This is a genomic window from Chitinophaga japonensis, assembly GCF_007830125.1.
Lineage (GTDB): Bacteria > Bacteroidota > Bacteroidia > Chitinophagales > Chitinophagaceae > Chitinophaga > Chitinophaga japonensis.
Window position 1 is genome coordinate 380,337 of sequence record NZ_VLLG01000003.1, and the last position, 17,220, is coordinate 397,556.

At 53.3% G+C, this 17,220-nt stretch carries 22 protein-coding genes and 1 tRNA gene; 10 read left to right on the forward strand and 13 right to left on the reverse strand.

Annotated elements, in window-relative coordinates:
* The first annotated feature begins 147 nt into the window (after positions 1-147).
* The 3 genes from LX66_RS10610 to LX66_RS10620 all read left to right on the forward strand — a co-directional run bounded on the left by LX66_RS10610 (position 148) and on the right by LX66_RS10620 (position 1,520).
* Complete coding sequence (locus tag LX66_RS10610) at positions 148-360, forward strand: YwbE family protein (protein WP_145712900.1); 213 nt, start codon at positions 148-150, stop codon at positions 358-360.
* Between the two features lie 120 nt (positions 361-480).
* A complete protein-coding gene (locus LX66_RS10615; RefSeq protein ID WP_145712903.1) occupies positions 481-1,053 on the forward strand; it encodes a Crp/Fnr family transcriptional regulator in 573 nt (190 codons plus the stop codon).
* Positions 1,054-1,139: 86 nt separating this feature from the next.
* Positions 1,140-1,520, forward strand: coding sequence for a nuclear transport factor 2 family protein (locus LX66_RS10620; RefSeq protein WP_145712906.1), 381 nt, complete (start codon positions 1,140-1,142; stop codon positions 1,518-1,520).
* Positions 1,521-1,724: 204 nt separating this feature from the next.
* On the opposite strand, the gene LX66_RS10625 is transcribed toward LX66_RS10620, so the two are convergent.
* Together LX66_RS10625 and LX66_RS10630 are read right to left on the reverse strand one after the other, a co-directional pair.
* Positions 1,725-1,798: transfer RNA gene (locus tag LX66_RS10625), tRNA-Met, on the reverse strand.
* 87 nt (positions 1,799-1,885) lie between these two features.
* A complete protein-coding gene (locus LX66_RS10630) occupies positions 1,886-2,446 on the reverse strand; it encodes a methyltransferase family protein (protein WP_145712909.1) in 561 nt (186 codons plus the stop codon).
* A 139-nt stretch (positions 2,447-2,585) separates the two neighbouring features.
* Here LX66_RS10630 and LX66_RS10635 point away from each other — a divergent pair, with 139 nt between their 5' ends.
* Positions 2,586-3,587: a terpene synthase family protein gene (locus LX66_RS10635; RefSeq protein ID WP_145712912.1), complete on the forward strand. Its 1,002-nt coding sequence runs from the start codon at positions 2,586-2,588 to the stop codon at positions 3,585-3,587.
* A 41-nt stretch (positions 3,588-3,628) separates the two neighbouring features.
* Here LX66_RS10635 and LX66_RS10640 read toward each other — a convergent pair whose 3' ends face one another.
* On the reverse strand, positions 3,629-4,402 hold the full coding sequence (locus tag LX66_RS10640; protein WP_145712915.1) for a MerR family transcriptional regulator: 774 nt from the start codon (positions 4,400-4,402) through the stop codon (positions 3,629-3,631).
* 54 nt (positions 4,403-4,456) lie between these two features.
* Positions 4,457-5,407 (reverse strand): bifunctional helix-turn-helix transcriptional regulator/GNAT family N-acetyltransferase, encoded by a 951-nt coding sequence (locus LX66_RS10645; protein ID WP_145712917.1) that lies wholly within the window; start codon positions 5,405-5,407, stop codon positions 4,457-4,459.
* Positions 5,408-5,687: 280 nt separating this feature from the next.
* On the opposite strand from LX66_RS10645, the gene LX66_RS10650 reads away from it, so the two are divergent.
* Positions 5,688-5,900: a dodecin family protein gene (locus LX66_RS10650; protein WP_145712920.1), complete on the forward strand. Its 213-nt coding sequence runs from the start codon at positions 5,688-5,690 to the stop codon at positions 5,898-5,900.
* On the opposite strand, the gene LX66_RS10655 is transcribed toward LX66_RS10650, so the two are convergent.
* The 5 genes from LX66_RS10655 to LX66_RS10675 form a co-directional block, all read right to left on the reverse strand.
* Positions 5,901-7,127 (reverse strand): DUF3570 domain-containing protein, encoded by a 1,227-nt coding sequence (locus LX66_RS10655; protein ID WP_158642600.1) that lies wholly within the window; start codon positions 7,125-7,127, stop codon positions 5,901-5,903.
* Between the two features lie 7 nt (positions 7,128-7,134).
* Entirely contained in the window at positions 7,135-7,362 is a 228-nt protein-coding gene (locus LX66_RS10660; protein WP_145712925.1) for a DUF4266 domain-containing protein, read from the reverse strand.
* Positions 7,349-8,278 (reverse strand): FAD:protein FMN transferase, encoded by a 930-nt coding sequence (locus LX66_RS10665; protein ID WP_145712928.1) that lies wholly within the window; start codon positions 8,276-8,278, stop codon positions 7,349-7,351. The genes LX66_RS10660 and LX66_RS10665 overlap by 14 nt, the downstream gene beginning before the upstream one ends.
* 6 nt (positions 8,279-8,284) lie before the next feature.
* Positions 8,285-8,710 (reverse strand): thioredoxin family protein, encoded by a 426-nt coding sequence (locus tag LX66_RS10670; protein WP_158642601.1) that lies wholly within the window; start codon positions 8,708-8,710, stop codon positions 8,285-8,287.
* Between the two features lie 61 nt (positions 8,711-8,771).
* Complete coding sequence (locus LX66_RS10675) at positions 8,772-11,294, reverse strand: mechanosensitive ion channel family protein (protein ID WP_145712934.1); 2,523 nt, start codon at positions 11,292-11,294, stop codon at positions 8,772-8,774.
* Positions 11,295-11,366: 72 nt separating this feature from the next.
* Here LX66_RS10675 and LX66_RS10680 point away from each other — a divergent pair, with 72 nt between their 5' ends.
* A complete protein-coding gene (locus tag LX66_RS10680; RefSeq protein ID WP_145712937.1) occupies positions 11,367-12,248 on the forward strand; it encodes a glycerophosphodiester phosphodiesterase family protein in 882 nt (293 codons plus the stop codon).
* A 3-nt stretch (positions 12,249-12,251) separates the two neighbouring features.
* On the opposite strand, the gene LX66_RS10685 is transcribed toward LX66_RS10680, so the two are convergent.
* Genes LX66_RS10685 through LX66_RS10700 form a run of 4 tightly spaced genes read right to left on the reverse strand, consistent with a single transcriptional unit; the run spans position 12,252 to position 14,402 of the window.
* A complete protein-coding gene (locus tag LX66_RS10685; protein WP_145712940.1) occupies positions 12,252-12,827 on the reverse strand; it encodes a nitroreductase family protein in 576 nt (191 codons plus the stop codon).
* Between the two features lie 23 nt (positions 12,828-12,850).
* Positions 12,851-13,279: an acyl-CoA thioesterase gene (locus LX66_RS10690; protein ID WP_145712943.1), complete on the reverse strand. Its 429-nt coding sequence runs from the start codon at positions 13,277-13,279 to the stop codon at positions 12,851-12,853.
* Between the two features lie 34 nt (positions 13,280-13,313).
* Entirely contained in the window at positions 13,314-13,901 is a 588-nt protein-coding gene (gene rdgB, locus LX66_RS10695; RefSeq protein ID WP_145712946.1) for an RdgB/HAM1 family non-canonical purine NTP pyrophosphatase, read from the reverse strand.
* A 6-nt stretch (positions 13,902-13,907) separates the two neighbouring features.
* Positions 13,908-14,402 (reverse strand): hypothetical protein, encoded by a 495-nt coding sequence (locus LX66_RS10700; RefSeq protein ID WP_145712949.1) that lies wholly within the window; start codon positions 14,400-14,402, stop codon positions 13,908-13,910.
* 98 nt (positions 14,403-14,500) lie between these two features.
* Between LX66_RS10700 and LX66_RS10705 the strand changes: the two genes are divergently transcribed.
* The 4 genes from LX66_RS10705 (at position 14,501) to rpsG (ending at position 17,088) form a co-directional block, all read left to right on the forward strand.
* Positions 14,501-15,610, forward strand: a complete 1,110-nt coding sequence (locus LX66_RS10705) for a branched-chain amino acid aminotransferase (protein ID WP_244620367.1) — start codon at positions 14,501-14,503, stop codon at positions 15,608-15,610.
* 94 nt (positions 15,611-15,704) lie between these two features.
* A complete protein-coding gene (locus tag LX66_RS10710; RefSeq protein ID WP_145712952.1) occupies positions 15,705-15,989 on the forward strand; it encodes a hypothetical protein in 285 nt (94 codons plus the stop codon).
* A gap of 221 nt (positions 15,990-16,210) precedes the next feature.
* On the forward strand, positions 16,211-16,591 hold the full coding sequence (gene rpsL / locus LX66_RS10715; RefSeq protein WP_089918361.1) for a 30S ribosomal protein S12: 381 nt from the start codon (positions 16,211-16,213) through the stop codon (positions 16,589-16,591).
* Between the two features lie 29 nt (positions 16,592-16,620).
* On the forward strand, positions 16,621-17,088 hold the full coding sequence (gene rpsG, locus LX66_RS10720; RefSeq protein WP_145712955.1) for a 30S ribosomal protein S7: 468 nt from the start codon (positions 16,621-16,623) through the stop codon (positions 17,086-17,088).
* Positions 17,089-17,220: the final 132 nt, after the last annotated feature.

The following is a 17,220-nucleotide window of genomic DNA, read 5'->3' on the forward strand; positions in this document are numbered from 1 at the left end:
GATCGATACGGTAACGATAGAAAAGGCGGTACAGACCGGGCACAGGAAAGCGTGTGGATATTGTTACCGGTAGGCATCCGGTTCCCGCTAAAAGTTTCGGAATAATATTTTTCTGAAATAACTTTGTGCCTGGTAAACAGCAGTATTATGGATGGGCAATACAGAAAAGACATTTATCCCGGCCAGGAGGTGGCTATTATCCTGAAGAAAGACCAGCGAAGCGGTAAGCTGACCTATGGTATTGTGAAAGACCTGCTTACCTCGGCGGCTTATCATTCAAGAGGAATAAAGGTGCGGTTGGAGGATGGGCAGGTAGGCCGGGTAGCGCAGACGGATGTGGTGGACCCGGAGGGGGAGTAAATGTTTAAGGAAAAACCTGACCAATGGATGCGTTGTCTTAGCCGAAGGTCAGGCAGCAACATCATTTCCAAGAGGGGACAAATGTGAATTTAGTTACTTTTAGTGCATAAATTGTAAGGCATGGATCCCAAACAATTACTAAAAGAGCATATAGCGAAAACCGCTAAACTTTCGGAAAATGAGTTCGACGATTTTTTCGAATGCTTCACGGCTAAATCCTATAAAAAAGGAGCCTATATTATTACTGCGGGAGAAAGAATAGACTGCGAATATTTTGTGGTTAGTGGATGCATTAAGACCTTCTATGTAAATGATAATCAAAAAATGTTTGTGCTGCAGTTTGCAATGCCTTCGTGCTGGGCATCGGACTACAGCGCTTTGTATAGTGGTACAAGAGCTACTATTAGCATAGGTTGTATTACAGATACAGAATTGTTGTGCCTGTCAAACAATGCCCGGGAGAGTGCCTGTAGAAAGTTTCACCAGGTAGAACATTTTTTCCGCACCCGTATGACGGGTGAATATGTGGCTTCTCAAAAAAGGTTGCTAAGCACGATGAATAACGATGTAAAATACCGTTATGAAGAACTGATAACTTTATTCCCCGAGCTATACAATATGGTGCCCAAAAGATTGATTGCCGCTTATTTAGGCGTTTCGAGGGAAACGCTTTACCGCCTGAATAATACCTGAGCTGCTATTCCCAAAAGATGTGATCTGCATCACACAATTTACTTTCGCGTCCTTCATACCTTCACGTCATACTAAACACATAAAGCATGACAACTCAACTAACGCATGAAGCCGCCATTTCGCAAAGATTGGAGGCATATTATTTTCAGGGAAGTTATGAAGGCGATTTGAATAAGTTAAAACAGATCTTCCACCCAGGTACCAGGTTGTTTGGCGATGTAAAAGGGCAGCCTTACAGCAAAACATTGGATGAATGGCTGGAGGTGGTAGCGAATAGACAGCATCCGAAAGATTCGGGGAAGCCGTTTAAAGGAGAAATTTTGAGTATTAAGGCGGTGAATTCTGTGGCGGTTGCAGAGGTACAGGTGACAGCGTATGATATGGTTTATCATGATTTTTTATCGTTGCACAGGATTGATGGCAAATGGGTCATTGTTAGTAAAATTATGAGCGGCATCAGTCAATAAGCAGATTTTATTGCATGGTACAACGCCGGGCAATGATTCAAGAAGCCCTCTTTATTGCAAAAGGTAAACTTAAAGGTGTTGAACTTTTAACCTGATTGAAAGTGAGGGTGTACTGTTTTTCCGAAAAACATTGGGATATCGATGTAATGGGTTGGAGGCAACGAAAAATGGCTTCACGATGAGTGAAGCCATTTTTTGCTGGTGTAGCGAGAGAGGGAGTTGAACCCTCGACCTCAGGGTTATGAATCCTGCGCTCTAACCGCCTGAGCTATCTCGCCAAAATTCCCCCCGTTTTCGTCAGGGAGTGCAAAGATAATGGTCAAACCCGAAAAATCAAAAACTATTGCCATTTTCCTCAACTCCTGTTAATACACGCCCGGTATCAGCCGGCGGGTACGCCGCTTATACGCCTCATAGTCCTCGCCAAAGGCGGCGGACAGCATGTCCTCTTCCAGCCGTATCCGGTACAGGAAAGCGATCGTTACCGGCACCATTACCACCAGCAGGCTGATCCAGTTGTTGAGGGAGATACCGAATCCCAGGAAGGACAGCAGGGAGCCGGTATAGGCCGGGTGCCGCATATATTTGTACAAGCCGTCCTGTTTAATGGTATGGCCCTCCCGGATGGCCACATCCACGGTAAAAAAGCGCCCCAGGGAGGCAATGGCCGTGAACCGCAGCAACATGCCCAGCAGGATCAGGACGATGCCCGCCAGGCCGGTAGCCCACCATTTTAGCAGGGGAAAATGAGTGCGATAAGCGATTTGTCCCCCGGCAACCGTTGCGGCGATCACCGTTATCCAGATGTAGGTGAGAGAGTGCTTGCCTTTCAGTGGCTGGTCCTTCCGGCCGGAACGCAGCAGCCGGTTCAGGATGATCTCTGACAGGAGCCAGCACAGGTATACGATATTAAAAAATAGCGGCATAACAGTACCAGGTTAATATGACTAAAGATAGTATTAATAGCGGTTGTGACGTGTTATCGCAGTGGCTGCTGGTATCTTTATAATACCGGAACCCGAAAACCCTCAAGCACCATTATCTCCTCCTCAAAAAAATAACCATATGGAACAGTTACGCCTGCCACAGATATATTGCCCATTCCCGGCCAGCATCAGCCGTTTTGTGGACGAAGTGAATGCGCACAACATCTACTGGGTGCAGCAGTTTGACCTGGCGCCATCGCCTCCCCTGTTTGCAGCCTACCGCAAGGCCAGGTTTCCCTGGTTCGTATCCCGCATCTACCATACAGCCAGCTACCTGGAGCTGTGTATTGCCTGCGATTTCTGTACCTGGCTTTTCCTGGTGGACGATATACTGGAGAAAACGGCAGACGACCAGGCAGGGCATGCACAGGCGGTCACGGAAATGCTGCATGTGCTCCAGCATAATAAAGTGCCCCTGTTCAGCGAGTATGTAAACCTGGCGGCGGCCCTGAAGGACATCTGGGAACGGCTGCAGGCCATCTGCCCGCCGGCCTGGCAGCGCCGGTTCATCGGCAATATGAAGACCCTTTTTGATGCTACTGCCTGGGAAGCGCGCAACCGGAGCCTGGGACAACTGCCCTCCATCGCGGAATACATCAGCATGCGCCCCTTCACCAGCGCCATGTACCCCTGTATAGACCTGATAGAAATGGTAGAGCAAACCTGGCTGCCGGACGAAGTGCTGCAGCAGGACCTGGTGCAAAAGCTGGTGCTCATCTGCATAGAGGCGGTTTGCTGGGTAAATGACCTGGTATCTTTTGAAAAGGAACAGCGGGAAAATGAACCGCACAACATGGTGCTCCTGCTGCGGGAAGAGCATCATTTAAGCCCCTTTGATGCTATCCGCGAGGTAACGGAAGTATGCAATGAAAGCATCCGGCACTTTATGTTCCTGGAAAAAAAGCTGCTCTCCTCCGCCAAGGGCGGGCAGGCCTACCTGCAGCATTATATCATGGGCCTGCGCTCCTGGATAAGGGGCAACCTGGACTGGTGCATTTTTGATACGGAGCGTTACGGGCTGAAGCTGGCCAGGCAGGAGGAGGGAGGCCTGGTATTCAGCAAGCTGTTCCTGGAGGAATGAACAGGCAGGACCATCGGGGTCCTGCCTGCCGGGTATTGTTATTACAGTTGCGTATCCGCATAGTGGATCATCGCCTTGCTAAGGAAAGCCGCATAGGCAGGATCCGGCTGCCCTTGCTGCATGGTATAGCGCTCATCGCTCAGGTACAGTTGCGCCAGCCCCCGGTAAGCCGCTGCCGGTGCGCATGGTGTGTTGGAGTGCCCCCACCAGGTGCAGATCTGCGCGTAGTGGACCGCTATCAGGGCCTGCACGGCCGGGCTGGCAGGGTCCTGCTGCATGGCTGCCCGCAGTTGACGGTTGAGGTCCTCGCCCTGCGCTTTCAGTTGGTCCAGCTCCTGCCGGCTGAGCCGGCGCAGTTGCTGTTCGGAGGCCTGTACGGTATCGGCGCCGTATTTTTCCATAGCTTCCTGCCGGTAGGTTTCGGCTTTGTCTTTGGGGAAGCCTTCGTATAATTCCTCGATTGTTAACATGGTGTTTCCTTCTTTTAGTGAAGCAATAGTCTTGTCAATGGTGGCCAGCAGGGCATCCAGCCGGTGGCGGCGGTGCTGCAGGGCAGCTTTGTGGCTTTCCAGCGCCTGCAGTACGTCAAAATCCGCATCGTCCAGGATGTCGCCTATTTCCTGCAGGGAGAAGTCCAGTTCCTTGTAGAACAGGATCTGCTGCAGGCGCAGTAATTCCGCCTCCCCGTACAGCCGGTACCCGGCCCCGGTACGGATACGGGGTGTCAGCAGTCCCAGTTGGTCATAATGATGCAGCGTGCGCACACTTACACCTGCCAGCCTGGCCAGTTGTTTAACGGAATAATGCCCTTTCATGTCACCATTGATTAAAGTGTCCACACAAAGGTAGGGTATCACGTAAGGTAAGAGTCAAGTAGAAATTTGCAATTCCATCTGGATATTGCATCTATCGTAAGGGGAGGGCGGTCCGGTGATCTTCCGGAATCCCAGCTTGTGATACAGGTTGATGGCCGGTTTCAGGATGGTGTTGCTTTCCAGGTAAAGGCGGCCGGCGCCGCATGCCCGGGCCCGTTCTATGGCCGCCAGTCCCAGCAGCCAGCCGATGCTTTTGCCCTGTGCCTCCGGTGCTACGGCCATCTTGGCCAGCTCAAAGCCGCCATCGGCCATTTTGATGAGGGCGCAGGTGCCCAGCGGCCGGCCTTCGTACAGGGCCATCAGGATATGTCCGCCTTTTTTCAGGATGTATTCCCTGGGATGGTCCAGCGCTTTCAGATCCTCGGGTTCCATCTTAAAGTAGGTGCTGATCCAGGTCTCGTTCAGTTGCTTGAAAGCAGCGGCGTGTTTGGGCGCATAGTCCACGATCTGCACGCCCTTGCTTTCCCGCTCCTTCTTCTCTTCCTGCACCCGGCGCAGCAGGCTTTTCTGCTCCAGCAGGAACTCCCATTCCGCCAGGGCCTTCCACAGGTCGTACTGGGTGCTTTTCATGGCATTGTCCACTGCGGCGCCTACATCCGTGTACTGGTCCTGTATCCGTGCGCGTACGGCCTCGCCGGCAGGGGAGAGGGTCACATAGTTCTTCCGCCCGTCCTTTTTCCCTTTCTTTTCCTTCACGTAGCCTTTCCGGGCCATCTCCCTTACGATCTGGCTGACGGAGGGATGGCTGTGCCCTATTTCCTGGGCTATTTCTGTAATGGTCCGCTCTTCCCCGCGGGAGAGCACATAAAATACGGGGAACCACTTGGGCTGCAGGTCTACCCCGTATAGCGCATATATCTGCGCCGCCTCTTCGGTCAGCAGGTCGCTTAGCCTGCGCAGCCGGCTGCCAAGCGCCATTTTGCCTATTTCGTCATAGAAGTCCATAAAATTTGACATTAATTACGTAAGTAGTTACGTAAATTTAATTAAAAAATTCCAAATTCCAAAATCCAAATTCCAAAATCCAAATTCCAAAATCCAAATCCCAAACCGGGAAATAGTGCCAAAAGTAAAAGCAGCGCTATTTTTAGTTAAAAGACGTATGCTAATTTGGGATTTGGATTTTGGGATTTGGGATTTGGAATCTTGCACCACAACCTTTTAGTACCCCGATTGTTGTACCACAGAGTCAATTCCATTTTTTTACCCGAAAAAACTTTCCAATATGTCTGTCGTAAAAGTAATTGAGCTGATCGCTTCTTCCGAAAAGGGCATTGATGACGCAATCCAGAACGCCGTTACAGAAGCGTCCCGCACCATTCATAATATCGATTCCGTTTTTGTAAAGGACATCAAGGCGCATGTAAAGAATGGAAAGATCACTACGTATGGCGTGATCTGTAAGGTATCCTTCCGGCTGGACGAGGAACGGAAATAGCTACCGCTTTTTTCCCCGGTGCATGCGCATATGGCTGCCCTCCAGCAGTAAGGTGAGCATATGCGCTGTCAGCCCGTCTGAACGCTTGTAAAACGCATAGCGTAACGCCATTGCTTTGAATGAATAATTGCCCAGGAACGGTTTGTAGAATGCGTAGCGTAGGCCCAGGCCCGCCTTGTAGCTGTTAAAGGCGGAGAGGTCGTAATCCGAGGTATAATACTGTTCCCGGAAATCGTGCGCCTTGTAGGGACGGAAATAGCGCGCCGCCTGCTGCGTATAGAACCGCGCCAGGGGCGACAGGGTAAGCCGGGGCGTGACTTTTACCGGCGTTTCCACTTGCAGGGTATGCGCGCTGATGCCGAAATTATCCCGGTAAAAACGGTAGTAGGAGCGGATGATCAGCCGCCTGCCCACAAAAGTATTCAACTGCACGCCCAGCGGTATTTTCCAGCGTTCCCCGGGCAGCCGCTCCACCTGCAGGCTGTCATTATTAAAATATACCCGGTGAAAGGGAGTGGATAGCAGGCCCCGCTGGTACACCAGCCCGGGAAAAACGGCCAGTTGCATCCGCTCGTTGATCACCTGGTACAGCGCCAGGTCCAGGTTGTAGGAGTTGCGCCGGTATTCGTCAAACCATTCCCTGTACCGCAGCTCTGCCGGGTATATCAGTTGCGCGGGGTACAGCAGGTCCGGGTCCAGGCGCCCCCAGCGCAGATCGTCAAAATAGGCCTGCAGGGACGCGCTGATCTCCCGGCTGCCGCTGCTGTTGGTATGCGATACCGTTAATCCTACGGGCACGGAAAAGTAATCCGATTCAATGGAGAAGCCGGTTTGCAGGCCGGCCCGGATGTGTGGGCGTTTCAGCAGGCGGCTGTAGCCGATGTTCAGGTGCGTCCGGGCGTCCCATTTGGAGGCGGAAGACACCACGTAATCTATTTTGTCGGTGGAGGCGGAGCTGATCACATCCACCCCCGCATTGAGGTGGAAGGAATGAACTGAATCGCGTGTATGCGTAATCGTGATATCCGGTGCGTATACCTGTAATGTTTCCGTGCCTTCGCCCCCGGTCACGGCGGAGTGGTCCCCGTTTTGCGTATAATAGGAAAACAGCACCTGCACGTCTGTGCGGGACACGCGCTGTTGTTTGTATGCCCGTTCCTTTGTTCTTTGCGCCGCCGCCGCCAGGGACGTGGCCAGCAGGCCCAGTACCAAATATTGTTTCTTCATTTGCTGATCAGTTACACCCGCATCCCCCGCTGGCTTTGCCATTACCGCCGCCGCTGCCGCCTTCGCGGTAGGTTTGCGCGTTCTCTTCAAACTTTTCTGCCGGCAGCCTGCCGGGTTGCATGCTGTCATCATTCAACCAGGCGCGCTGGTAAGGTTTTACCGTTGCACAGCCCTGTATGGCCAGTACCGTTATGATCACCGGCAGCAGCCGGCGGATGATGTTACGCTTTTGCATGGATGTTGATGTGTTTCGATTGAAAAACCCGGTTCTGCCCGTCAATGATCAGGCAATGCACCTGCGGCAGTTGCGCTACCAGGTACAGGCCTGCATCCTTTCCCATTACCGTTACGGCGGTGGCCAGCGCGTCCGACAGTTCTGCGCTGGGGCTTACCACGGTCACGCTTTTGATGTAAGGCACCGGCTGCCCGCTTACGGGGTCAATGTTGTGAGAGTACCGCACGCCGTTGCGCTCAAAGTACTGCTCGTAATTACCCGAAGTGGCTACCGCGGCGTTCTCCACCGGCAGCCAGAACAGCACGCGGTCCGCGTGATCCGGGTCTGCAATGCCTACTTTCCAGGGAGTGCCGTCCGGCTGCCGCCCCCAGGCGCACAGGTCCCCGCTGGCGTTGATCACGCCGCTGGTAATGCCGGCGGCGGTCCACAGGGCCTTTACCCGGTCTGCCGCATAGCCCTTGCCCACTGCGCCAAATCCTATCCGCATGCCTTTGCGTTGCAGGAATACCCGGTTGCCGGGCTGCAGGGCAATATGGCGGTAGCCTACCCGCTTCAGGGTTTGCGACAGGGTAGCGGCGTCCGGCATGGTAAAGCTGCCCTGCCGGAAATTGTACAGCGCTTTCAGCGCGCCGGCCGTAATGTCAAAAGCGCCCTGTGTAAGGGCGGACAGGCGGATGCAGCGGCTTATCAGCGCGTATACTTCTGCATCTACTGTTACGGGCTGGGTGCCTGCCTGTTTATTCAAAAGAGCCGTTTGTGAAGTGTCGTTGAATGCTGTAAGCAGTTGTTCAATGCGTTGTATTTCCGCAACGCCTTCGTATAAGCGTTGCCGGGAGGCCGCTTCGTTGTCTGCTACCACTATCAGCTCAAAATCGGAGCCCATCAACCGCTGCTGTACCTTGCTTTTGACCGGCATCGGCATTTATTTTAGCATTTGCTGCACTTCCGCAATAAAGTCCGGGGGCGATTGCTGTATAAAAGGCACCTGTGCCAACAGCTTTTTTCCCGGGGTAAGCAGCACGATCCGGGGAAAGGCGCCTTCGGGGTTAAACTCCGCGGCCAGCGACTCATATTGCGATCTCAATGATGCAGGAATACGCCTGCGCTGGGGAAAATCCGCTTCCAGCAATACCAGCTTATCCTGCGCAAAATGCTGGAAAGCGGTATCAGCGAGTATTTTATTATTGAACTGTATACAGGGAATGCACCAATCCGATCCGGAGAAGATAAGCAGCACCTCCTTCCCGGATTGCTGTGCCTTCAGGAACGCCTCTTCCGGGTCTTTCAGCAACTGCGCATGCACGCAGGTGGCACTGGATAATATCAGCAACAGGAGGGCTTTGAACATAGGTATCATGATTACGTTACAAAATTAGGGATGTTGTAACGTAAAAGCCAATATTAAATTTTCACCCCGCCGGTGCAGCGCTGTCCCCGCCGGGTTTTCCGGGTTTCCATTGCTGCAGGATGGAGGGATCCACCGAGCGGATATGCAGGTCCCGTTGCGGGAAAGGAATGCCGATGCCCGCTTTCTGCAGGTTTTCATACACGGCGGCCAGCACGTCGTGCTGCAGTTGCCCGAGCAGCGCCAGGTCTGTCAGCCAGAAGAAAATGCGGAAGTTGATGGAGTTGTCGCCAAACTGGAAGAGGAACACCACCGGCTCCGGGTTGTCCATAATGCCTTCCCGCCCTTTTACGGCCTGTTGCAGTATCTCCGTCACCTGTTTTATATCCGATCCATAGTCCACGCCGATGATCAGCTCCACGCGGCGGGTACGGTTGCTCAGCGTCCAGTTGATCAGTTGTTGCGATATCAGGTCGCCGTTGGGGACGATCACTTCGGAACCGTCGTAGGCGGATATCTTGCTGGAGCGGATGCCTATTTCCTTGACCACGCCGGAACGGGTGCCCATTTCAATCACATCGCCGACTTCAATGGGCTTTTCAAAGGCCAGTATTACGCCGGATACCAGGTTGTTCACAATATTCTGCAAGCCAAAGCCAATGCCCACGCCCAAAGCGCCGATCACGATGGCCAGCTTGTCCATGGGGATGCCGGAAGCGGCAAAGGCCACCAGGATGCCCAGGGCCAGCACGGCCAGGCGCACCAGCAGCATGGCGGAGCCCAGCTTGTTCTTTTTGCCGGCCGGCGCCGGGTGGCCCGTATCGCCAAACATAAAGGCGATCATCTGGGCTGCCACGGTAGACACCCAGATCACCAGCAGGAAGATGATCACGCTGCTGAAGGTGAAGCTGGTATTGCCGATCGTCCGTTCTGTTTCCAGGAAGCTGATCACAGTCTCATAAATATTATCGTACACGTACAGGTTGCGGGCTATCAGCATCAGCCAGGCAACGGTGGCAAACAGGTACAGGAACACCTTCAACCGCGACTGCACATGCTGGAAATCAATGAAGGAAATAAAGGTACTGGAGTTTTTGTTGGCCTCCACCTGCAGGTAAACGGCTTCCATCAGCAGCTCCACGAAGATCACGAGGTTTACCGCCATGGTAAGGCTGATAGCGGCCGTGGCGCCGATGATCTTGGCGGCCATAATGCGCCCGCTGAGCGCCAGCAGCAGGGAAAATGCGCTCATGACGATGAAGAGGCCGATCACCCGGGGCGTTTGTTTGGGCAATGAAAGGGTGCTGCGCTGTACAATGCGCCGCAGCCGGATGCCCAGTGCAATGGAAAGCGCCGCCGCTATGAAAAGCCCCCATTGCTCCGCATTGGTGGCTTGTATGGTCAGGTTGTTCAGGAAGTAGAGGAGCAACAGCGCCACCAGCAGCAGCCAGTGCCGGAACAGGTGCCGGGGAATGAAATGATAAATGATGGCGCTGAGCGCGGTGATCGTCACTACCCAGTTCAGCTCCAGGTACAGGATAGGATATTGAACAGACAGCAGGCCGGATAATGTAAAGATGAACACCAGCAGGCCCGCCAGGGGAAAGCGGTACAGCAGGCGGGAATGCTGCAGGATGGCCTCTGCCTCCGTAGCGGGGTGGTGCTGCCGCACCCGGCGGATATTGTTGCCGGCCCAGAAGGCAAACAGCCCGCCCAGGATCACCCATATCACCAGCACGGGCCATTGTACGGAAAAGAAGATGATCAGCACCCGCAGGTTCTTGGCCACTGAATTTTGCAGCACGGTAAAAAAGCCGGGCTCATTCTCCTGCTTTTTAGGTTGCCATAAATACGTATAGTCCTTGCGGAACATGCGCTGGCTGAAGTTATCCAGTTGGAATTCCGTATCCTCCAGCAGGTTGGTAACGGCAATGTAACGCATGGCCACCTCGTTCTGGATAAGCCCCATGCGCAGCAGCGCCGTTTTATTGACCTTGCTCACTTCCCGGAACTTGATGATCAGGCTCGTGAGCTGGCTGACGTAGAAGGCGCGGAGCTCGTCTTCCGCCGGCACGGCGCGCATGCTGGTGTCTTTCCGCACCTGCTGCAGCGTATCGTTGATCTGCACCAGCTTGTCGTAATACCGGAACAGGTCGTTCTGCCACAGGGTAAGGATGCGTTTCAGTTGCACCAGCATTACTTTGTTCGTATACAGGTCATGCACATTGGGCGTGCTGCCCAGGGCGGCGATGTTGCCTTTTATTACATGCAGGGAAGAATCTATCAGGGGCAGTTTTTCCTTGATGCGGGAGGTGTCAAAGCCCCGTTTCAGCGTGCTGCCTATCTGGTTCAGCATCAGGGTGTAGCCTTCCAGGCGGTTAATGATGATCGCCGTGGCGGTATCGGACACCTTTACCCTGCTGGTGTCCCTGGTCATCCTGGACAGGTCTTTGCTGATGTCTGCACTGTCCTTTTCCACCGGCTGCTTTTGGCGGCTTTGCCGGGACTGGGCCAGGCCCGGCAGGGAAAACAATACGAATACCAGCAGCAGGATATGGCGGTGCGGTTGAAAGATAGGAGAACGCATGACTACGGTATGAATATGGGAGCAATTTAATCATAGTTGGCGTATCTTGTTCCTTTAATTGATACTGAACCCATGCTAAAGCTACCTGTATTGTTGGGCGTATTACTATTAACCATGCTGAAGATGGAAGCCCAGGACACTTTTCCCGTTTTTGACAAGGAAGGCCACCGCGGCTGCCGCGGCCTGATGCCGGAGAACACCGTGCCGGCCATGAAAAAGGCCATTGACCTGGGTGTGAACACCCTGGAAATGGATGTGGTGATCTCCCGCGACAACCAGGTAGTGCTCTCGCACGATGCCTACATGAACCCTCTCTTTACTCTTACGCCGGAGGGGAAGCCGCTTACCGCACAGGAGCAGGAACAGTATATCCTGTATAAAATGGATTACGACCAGATACGCCGGTTTGACGTAGGCTCCAAAGGGCATCCCGGCTTTCCGCGGCAGCAGCGCATGAAGGCCTATAAGCCTTTGCTGGCGGAGCTGGTAGATTCCGTGGAGCAATACACCCGGCAAAAGCAGTTGGCGCCCGTCTGGTATAACATAGAGACAAAATCCGTGGAAGGGCATGACGGGGAATGGCAGCCGGCCCCGGAAACATTCACCGACCTGCTGGTGGCCGTGCTGCAGGAAAAGGGCATTACAGACCGCGTGGTGGTGCAGTCCTTTGATAAAAGGACCCTGCAGGTATTGCATAGAAAATACCCGGACATCAAAACTTCTTTCCTGACAAGTGATAAAAAGGCCGGGCTGGGGGAGCACATTGCCGCCCTGGGCTTTACGCCTTTTGTATACAGCCCGCATTATAAGCTGGTAACGCCGCAGTTGGTGCAGCAATGCAAGGAAAAGGGCATTAAGCTGATACCCTGGACGCCTAATACCGCTGACGAGATAGCCCAATTGAAAGCACTAGGCGTGGATGGCGTGATCACCGATTACCCGGACCTTTTCTGACCCTTACATCCACTTCACCTTTTCCACCAGCGGCTTGATCCTTCTGCCTTCCGGCAGATCGCCGTCTGCATAGCCGAGGTAAAAGAAGCCCAGCACTTTGTCCTGCTCACGCAGGCCCAGGTAGGCCTGCATGGCCATGGTGTAGGTCATGCCGCCGGAGCCCCAGTAGGCGGCCAGTTGCAGGGCGGTAGCGCCCAGCCACATGTTCTGCACGGCGCAGGACACGGCTGCAATCTCTTCTATCTCCGGTATCTTCGGGTTGTCGCCGCGTTTCATGCAGATGGCGATCACATGGGAGGCCAGGTCGCCCTGCTGCTGCAGCTTCTCGTAGTTGCCGGGGATGAACCGGTCCGCGGGCGTGTGTGCCTTGTACAGCTCTGCATGGTCGGCGCAGAACTGCTTTACCTTATCGCCGCTGTATACTATAAAATACCAGGGCTCCGTATAGCCGTGGGTGGGAGCCCAGTCGGCCAGGGCCAGCAGTTGCTGAATGGTTTCGTCGGGGATCTTTTGGCCGTTCATGCCGGCGGGCTTCACCGTTCTCCTGTTGGTAATGATCTTTGCTAAGTGTTGATCCATTTTTTGTGCTTGTGTTGTACTCCTTAAACCAGTTGTGCTTTCCAGGTGTCCGGCAGGCGGGTTACCTTATGCTGTTCATAGTCAAAGCATACCATACCGGTTTTGGCCTCCGCGATCAGGACGGTGGCGTCGTCGCGCAGGGCGGTGATGCGGTAGTACAGGTCAAAACCGGTGGCGGTATATTCTGCTGCTGCTACTTCAACTTCAAAGATATCGCCGTAAAAGCCTTCTCCTTTATAGATAACCGCCACGTCGGCCATGATCAGGCCGGTACCGTCGTCGTTCACTTCTTTCAGCTCCTGGGAGGCCAGGTACTGGATACGGGCCTCGTGTATAATAGATAATATCGCGTCGTTGCCTACGTGCCTGCCGTAATTAAGATCCTGTATGCGCACAGGTATCCTGGTCTTGAACCCGAATGTTCCAGGTAATGTTAATTTGATCCGTGCCATTGTTAGTCTGAATTATAATGATCCGATAGTGTTTTTACTTTTCATCCTTTATTTTTCCCAGGTACGCCGCCAGCCCGGCAAATGCCCTGGCCCGGTGGCTGTACCGGTTCTTTTCCGCCAGGTCCATTTCCGCAAAGCTGCGGGTGGCGCCCTCCGGTATAAATACGGGATCGTATCCAAACCCGCGGCTGCCCTGCTTCGCAGGCAGGATGTGCCCCTGGCAGATGCCCTCGAACTGGCGCTCCTCCCCGTTGATGATCAGGGAGATCACCGTTCTGAAACGCGCGGAGCGGTCGGTTTTATTGTTCAGCTCCCCCAGCAACCTGGCGATGTTGTCGTCCGCCGATTTCTGTTCGCCGGCATAGCGGGCGGACAATACACCCGGCGCCCCGTTGAGGGCGGCCACTTCCAGGCCGGTATCTTCAGAGAAGCAGGACTGTCCCGTCATATTATAAATAGTGGATGATTTTTCCCGGGCATTCGCCTCCAGGGTATCATGCGGCTCCGGGATGTCTATATCTATACCGGCCTCCTGCAGGGTAATGATGTCAAAAATGTTGCCGAGCAGGGAGCGGATCTCCTTTACCTTGTTTTCGTTGTTGGTAGCAAATACGAGTTGCATAGCGGTTTATAAGAATAATTGTTTTAATCCGTTCCAGAGCCTTCCTTTCAGCACCTTATCTGCCGCAATGCGCTCCAGCGGGTCCGAGAATAATAGTTGCACGCCGCCTGCGGCATGTACCTGGTAAGCAGGCAGGGGCTCCAGGCCCAGCGCTGCCGGCGTAATGCCGAACACCACACATTGCCGCATATTGATGGCCTGCTGCCACACCGGGAAAGGCAGGCCGGGGGCCTGTGCCGTATTGACCAGGGCCACATCCTGCATACCCAGTTTACAGGCATTCAATATATTGGTAAGGAGGTTAAATAAATCGTCGTTTAAGTACGCCTCATTTTCGTTTTGTATGAAGAGGGCTATGTTTTTTTGATTTTCTCCTAAATATTTGGCTGCCGGCACGGCTGGCTGCCCCGTTGCAACAGGGGCGCTTTTCCCCGGAATGACAGGCTGGGTGTATATCTTGGCCAACAGGTACGGGTCCAGCCGCAATTGCTCAAAAGACATAAATATTGTTTTAAATACCAATGTGATAGCCCCCGGCTGGGGAAAAATCAGTTTATTTGTATAAAAATGTAAAAATATCGAGATAAAACCGATTAACCATGATGACAGTAGATTATAAAGACGTAAATGCGACAGCAATGGAAGAAGCGCGTAAGCGGATCCGGGTAACTAAAACCACGCAGCGTCATATTAAGGACGTGGATTTCAATGACCTGGTATTTGGCAAGTACTACGCGGACCATATGCTGGTGGCTGACTTTGACGGTAAGGAATGGCGTAATGCAGAAATTCTGCCTTTCCAGAAACTGTCTGTCAGCCCGGCAAATGCGGCCTGGCATTATGGACAGTCTATTTTTGAAGGCATAAAGGCTTACAAGGACCAGGAAGGCCGTCCTATGATCTTCCGTCCCCATGCTAATTTTGAGCGCTTCAATCTTTCCGCGGAAAGAATGGCGATGCCGCCCGTGCCGGAATGGCTGTTTGTAGGGGGCCTTGGTATGCTGGTGGGGCTGGACCGCGACTGGATACCTGCCAGTGAAGGAAGCTCCCTGTACCTGCGCCCCTTTATGATCGCGGCAGACGAGTTTATAGGCGTACGCCCCTCCGAGACCTACAAGTTCGTGGTGATCAATTCCCCGGCAGGCGCTTATTTTAACAAGCCCATCAGGCTGCTGGTACAGGATAAGTACTTCCGCGCCTTCCCGGGCGGCATCGGTTACGCCAAGGCTGCCGGCAACTACGGTGGAGCGATGTACCCCACCATGGAGGCCCGCAAGCAGGGGTACGACCAGATACTGTGGGTAGACGGCGTGGAGCACAAGTACCTGCAGGAATGCGGTACGATGAACGTATTCGTGATCATCGGTAATAAAGCCATCACGCCGGACCTTACACAAGGCACCATTCTTGCGGGGGTTACACGCTCCAGCGTAATGGCGCTGCTGGAAGACCTGGGGCTGACGGTGGAAGAGCGGCCGGTGTCTATTGACGAGGTGGTGGCCGCCTGGAAAGCAGGTACCCTGCGCGAGGTATTCGGTACCGGTACTGCGGCCAGCGTGGCCTATGTAGAGCAGTTGACCTACGGGGAGCACGATATCCGGCTGGACACAAGCCGTTACGAAACGGGCGCAGAAGTGATCCGCCGCCTGGATGCGATCCGTACCGGCAAAGAAGCCGATACCAGGGGCTGGAACTATCATATAGATTAAATAATTAGTTTTAGTTGTGTTATGATCACAGGCTGTTTCTTAGTGGAACGGCCTGTTCTTTTTCCGGCTGAAAAGCATTATTTTAGTCCCCTGTATGACGTTAACCGCTTTTATCGCTTCCCTGGATCAGCCTGCTCCCCCGCAGGAACTGTCTGCTCCCCTGCAGGCCCTCTGGTGGGATGGCAAAGGCCAGTGGGACCAGGCCCATGATATCGCCCAGGACATTACCAGCAGCACCGGCTCCTGGATCCATGCCTACCTGCACCGCAAGGAGGGCGACCGCTCCAATGCCGCTTACTGGTACGCCCGGGCCGGCAAAAGCATGCCTTTCAGCCCTCTGGAAGAGGAGTGGGAGCAGATCGCTGCAGCGTTGCTGTAAAAAAGGGAAATTCCAAATTCCAAAATCCAAATCCCAAAATGGAGGCGGACGCCAATAACGCGGGACAGTTACCCGTAGTTAGGCGGTTTATCGGCAATTTGTTTGGAATTTGGGATGTGGAATTTGGAATTTAATATAAACCATGTTACCTTTGCCGTCCCAAAATCCTGTACCGGATGCTGGGATGTCATTATAAACCGACAGCAAAAACTAGGTAAAGAATGCCTACTATACAACAATTAGTAAGAAAAGGAAGAGAAATTATCCGGGCTAAATCCAAGTCCAGGGCATTAGATAGCTGCCCCCAGCGTCGTGGCGTATGTACCCGTGTGTACACCACCACGCCTAAAAAGCCTAACTCTGCCCTGCGTAAGGTAGCAAAGGTGAAGCTGACCAATAAAATAGAGGTGATCGCATATATCCCCGGTGAGGGACATAACCTGCAGGAGCACTCTATCGTGTTGATTCGTGGCGGTAGGGTAAAAGACCTGCCGGGTGTGCGTTACCACATCGTGCGCGGCTCCCTGGATACCGCTGGTGTGAAGGACAGGAAGCAGAGCCGTTCCAAATACGGAACTAAGAAGGAAAAGGCCAAGAAATAAACATTAACGAAAGTAATTTTTTCAGATAAATGAGAAAGCAAGCTGCTAAAAAACTGCCGTTGGCGCCCGATCCCCGGTTTAATGACAAGCTGGTGACCCGTTTCGTGAATAACGTAATGGAGCAGGGAAAGAAAAGCATTGCCTACCGGATATTCTACGATGCGATAGACAGGGTGAGCCAGATAACCGGTGAGAACGGTTACGAGGTGTGGAAAAAGGCGCTGAACAATGTAACGCCTGCTGTAGAAGTACGGAGCCGCCGTATTGGTGGTGCTACCTTCCAGATCCCTTCAGAAGTACGTGCTGACAGGAAAGTGTCCCTGAGCATCAAGTGGCTGGTACGTTACGCCGGTGAAAGGAATGGTAAGAGCATGGCGGAGAAACTGGCGAACGAGATCGTAGCTGCCAGCAAAGGCGAAGGTGCCGCTTTCAAGAAGAAAGAAGACACCCACCGTATGGCAGAAGCCAACAAGGCATTCTCTCACTTCCGGGTATAAACGCAACGCTCAAAGCGTAAAGATAAAAGCAGAAAGCCAGCAGGATATACCTGCCGGCTTTCTGCTTTTGGTTTTATAGATAGGGCCATCCCGCCCACAGTATAAAAAACCCGGGGCTGCACCGCGCCCCGG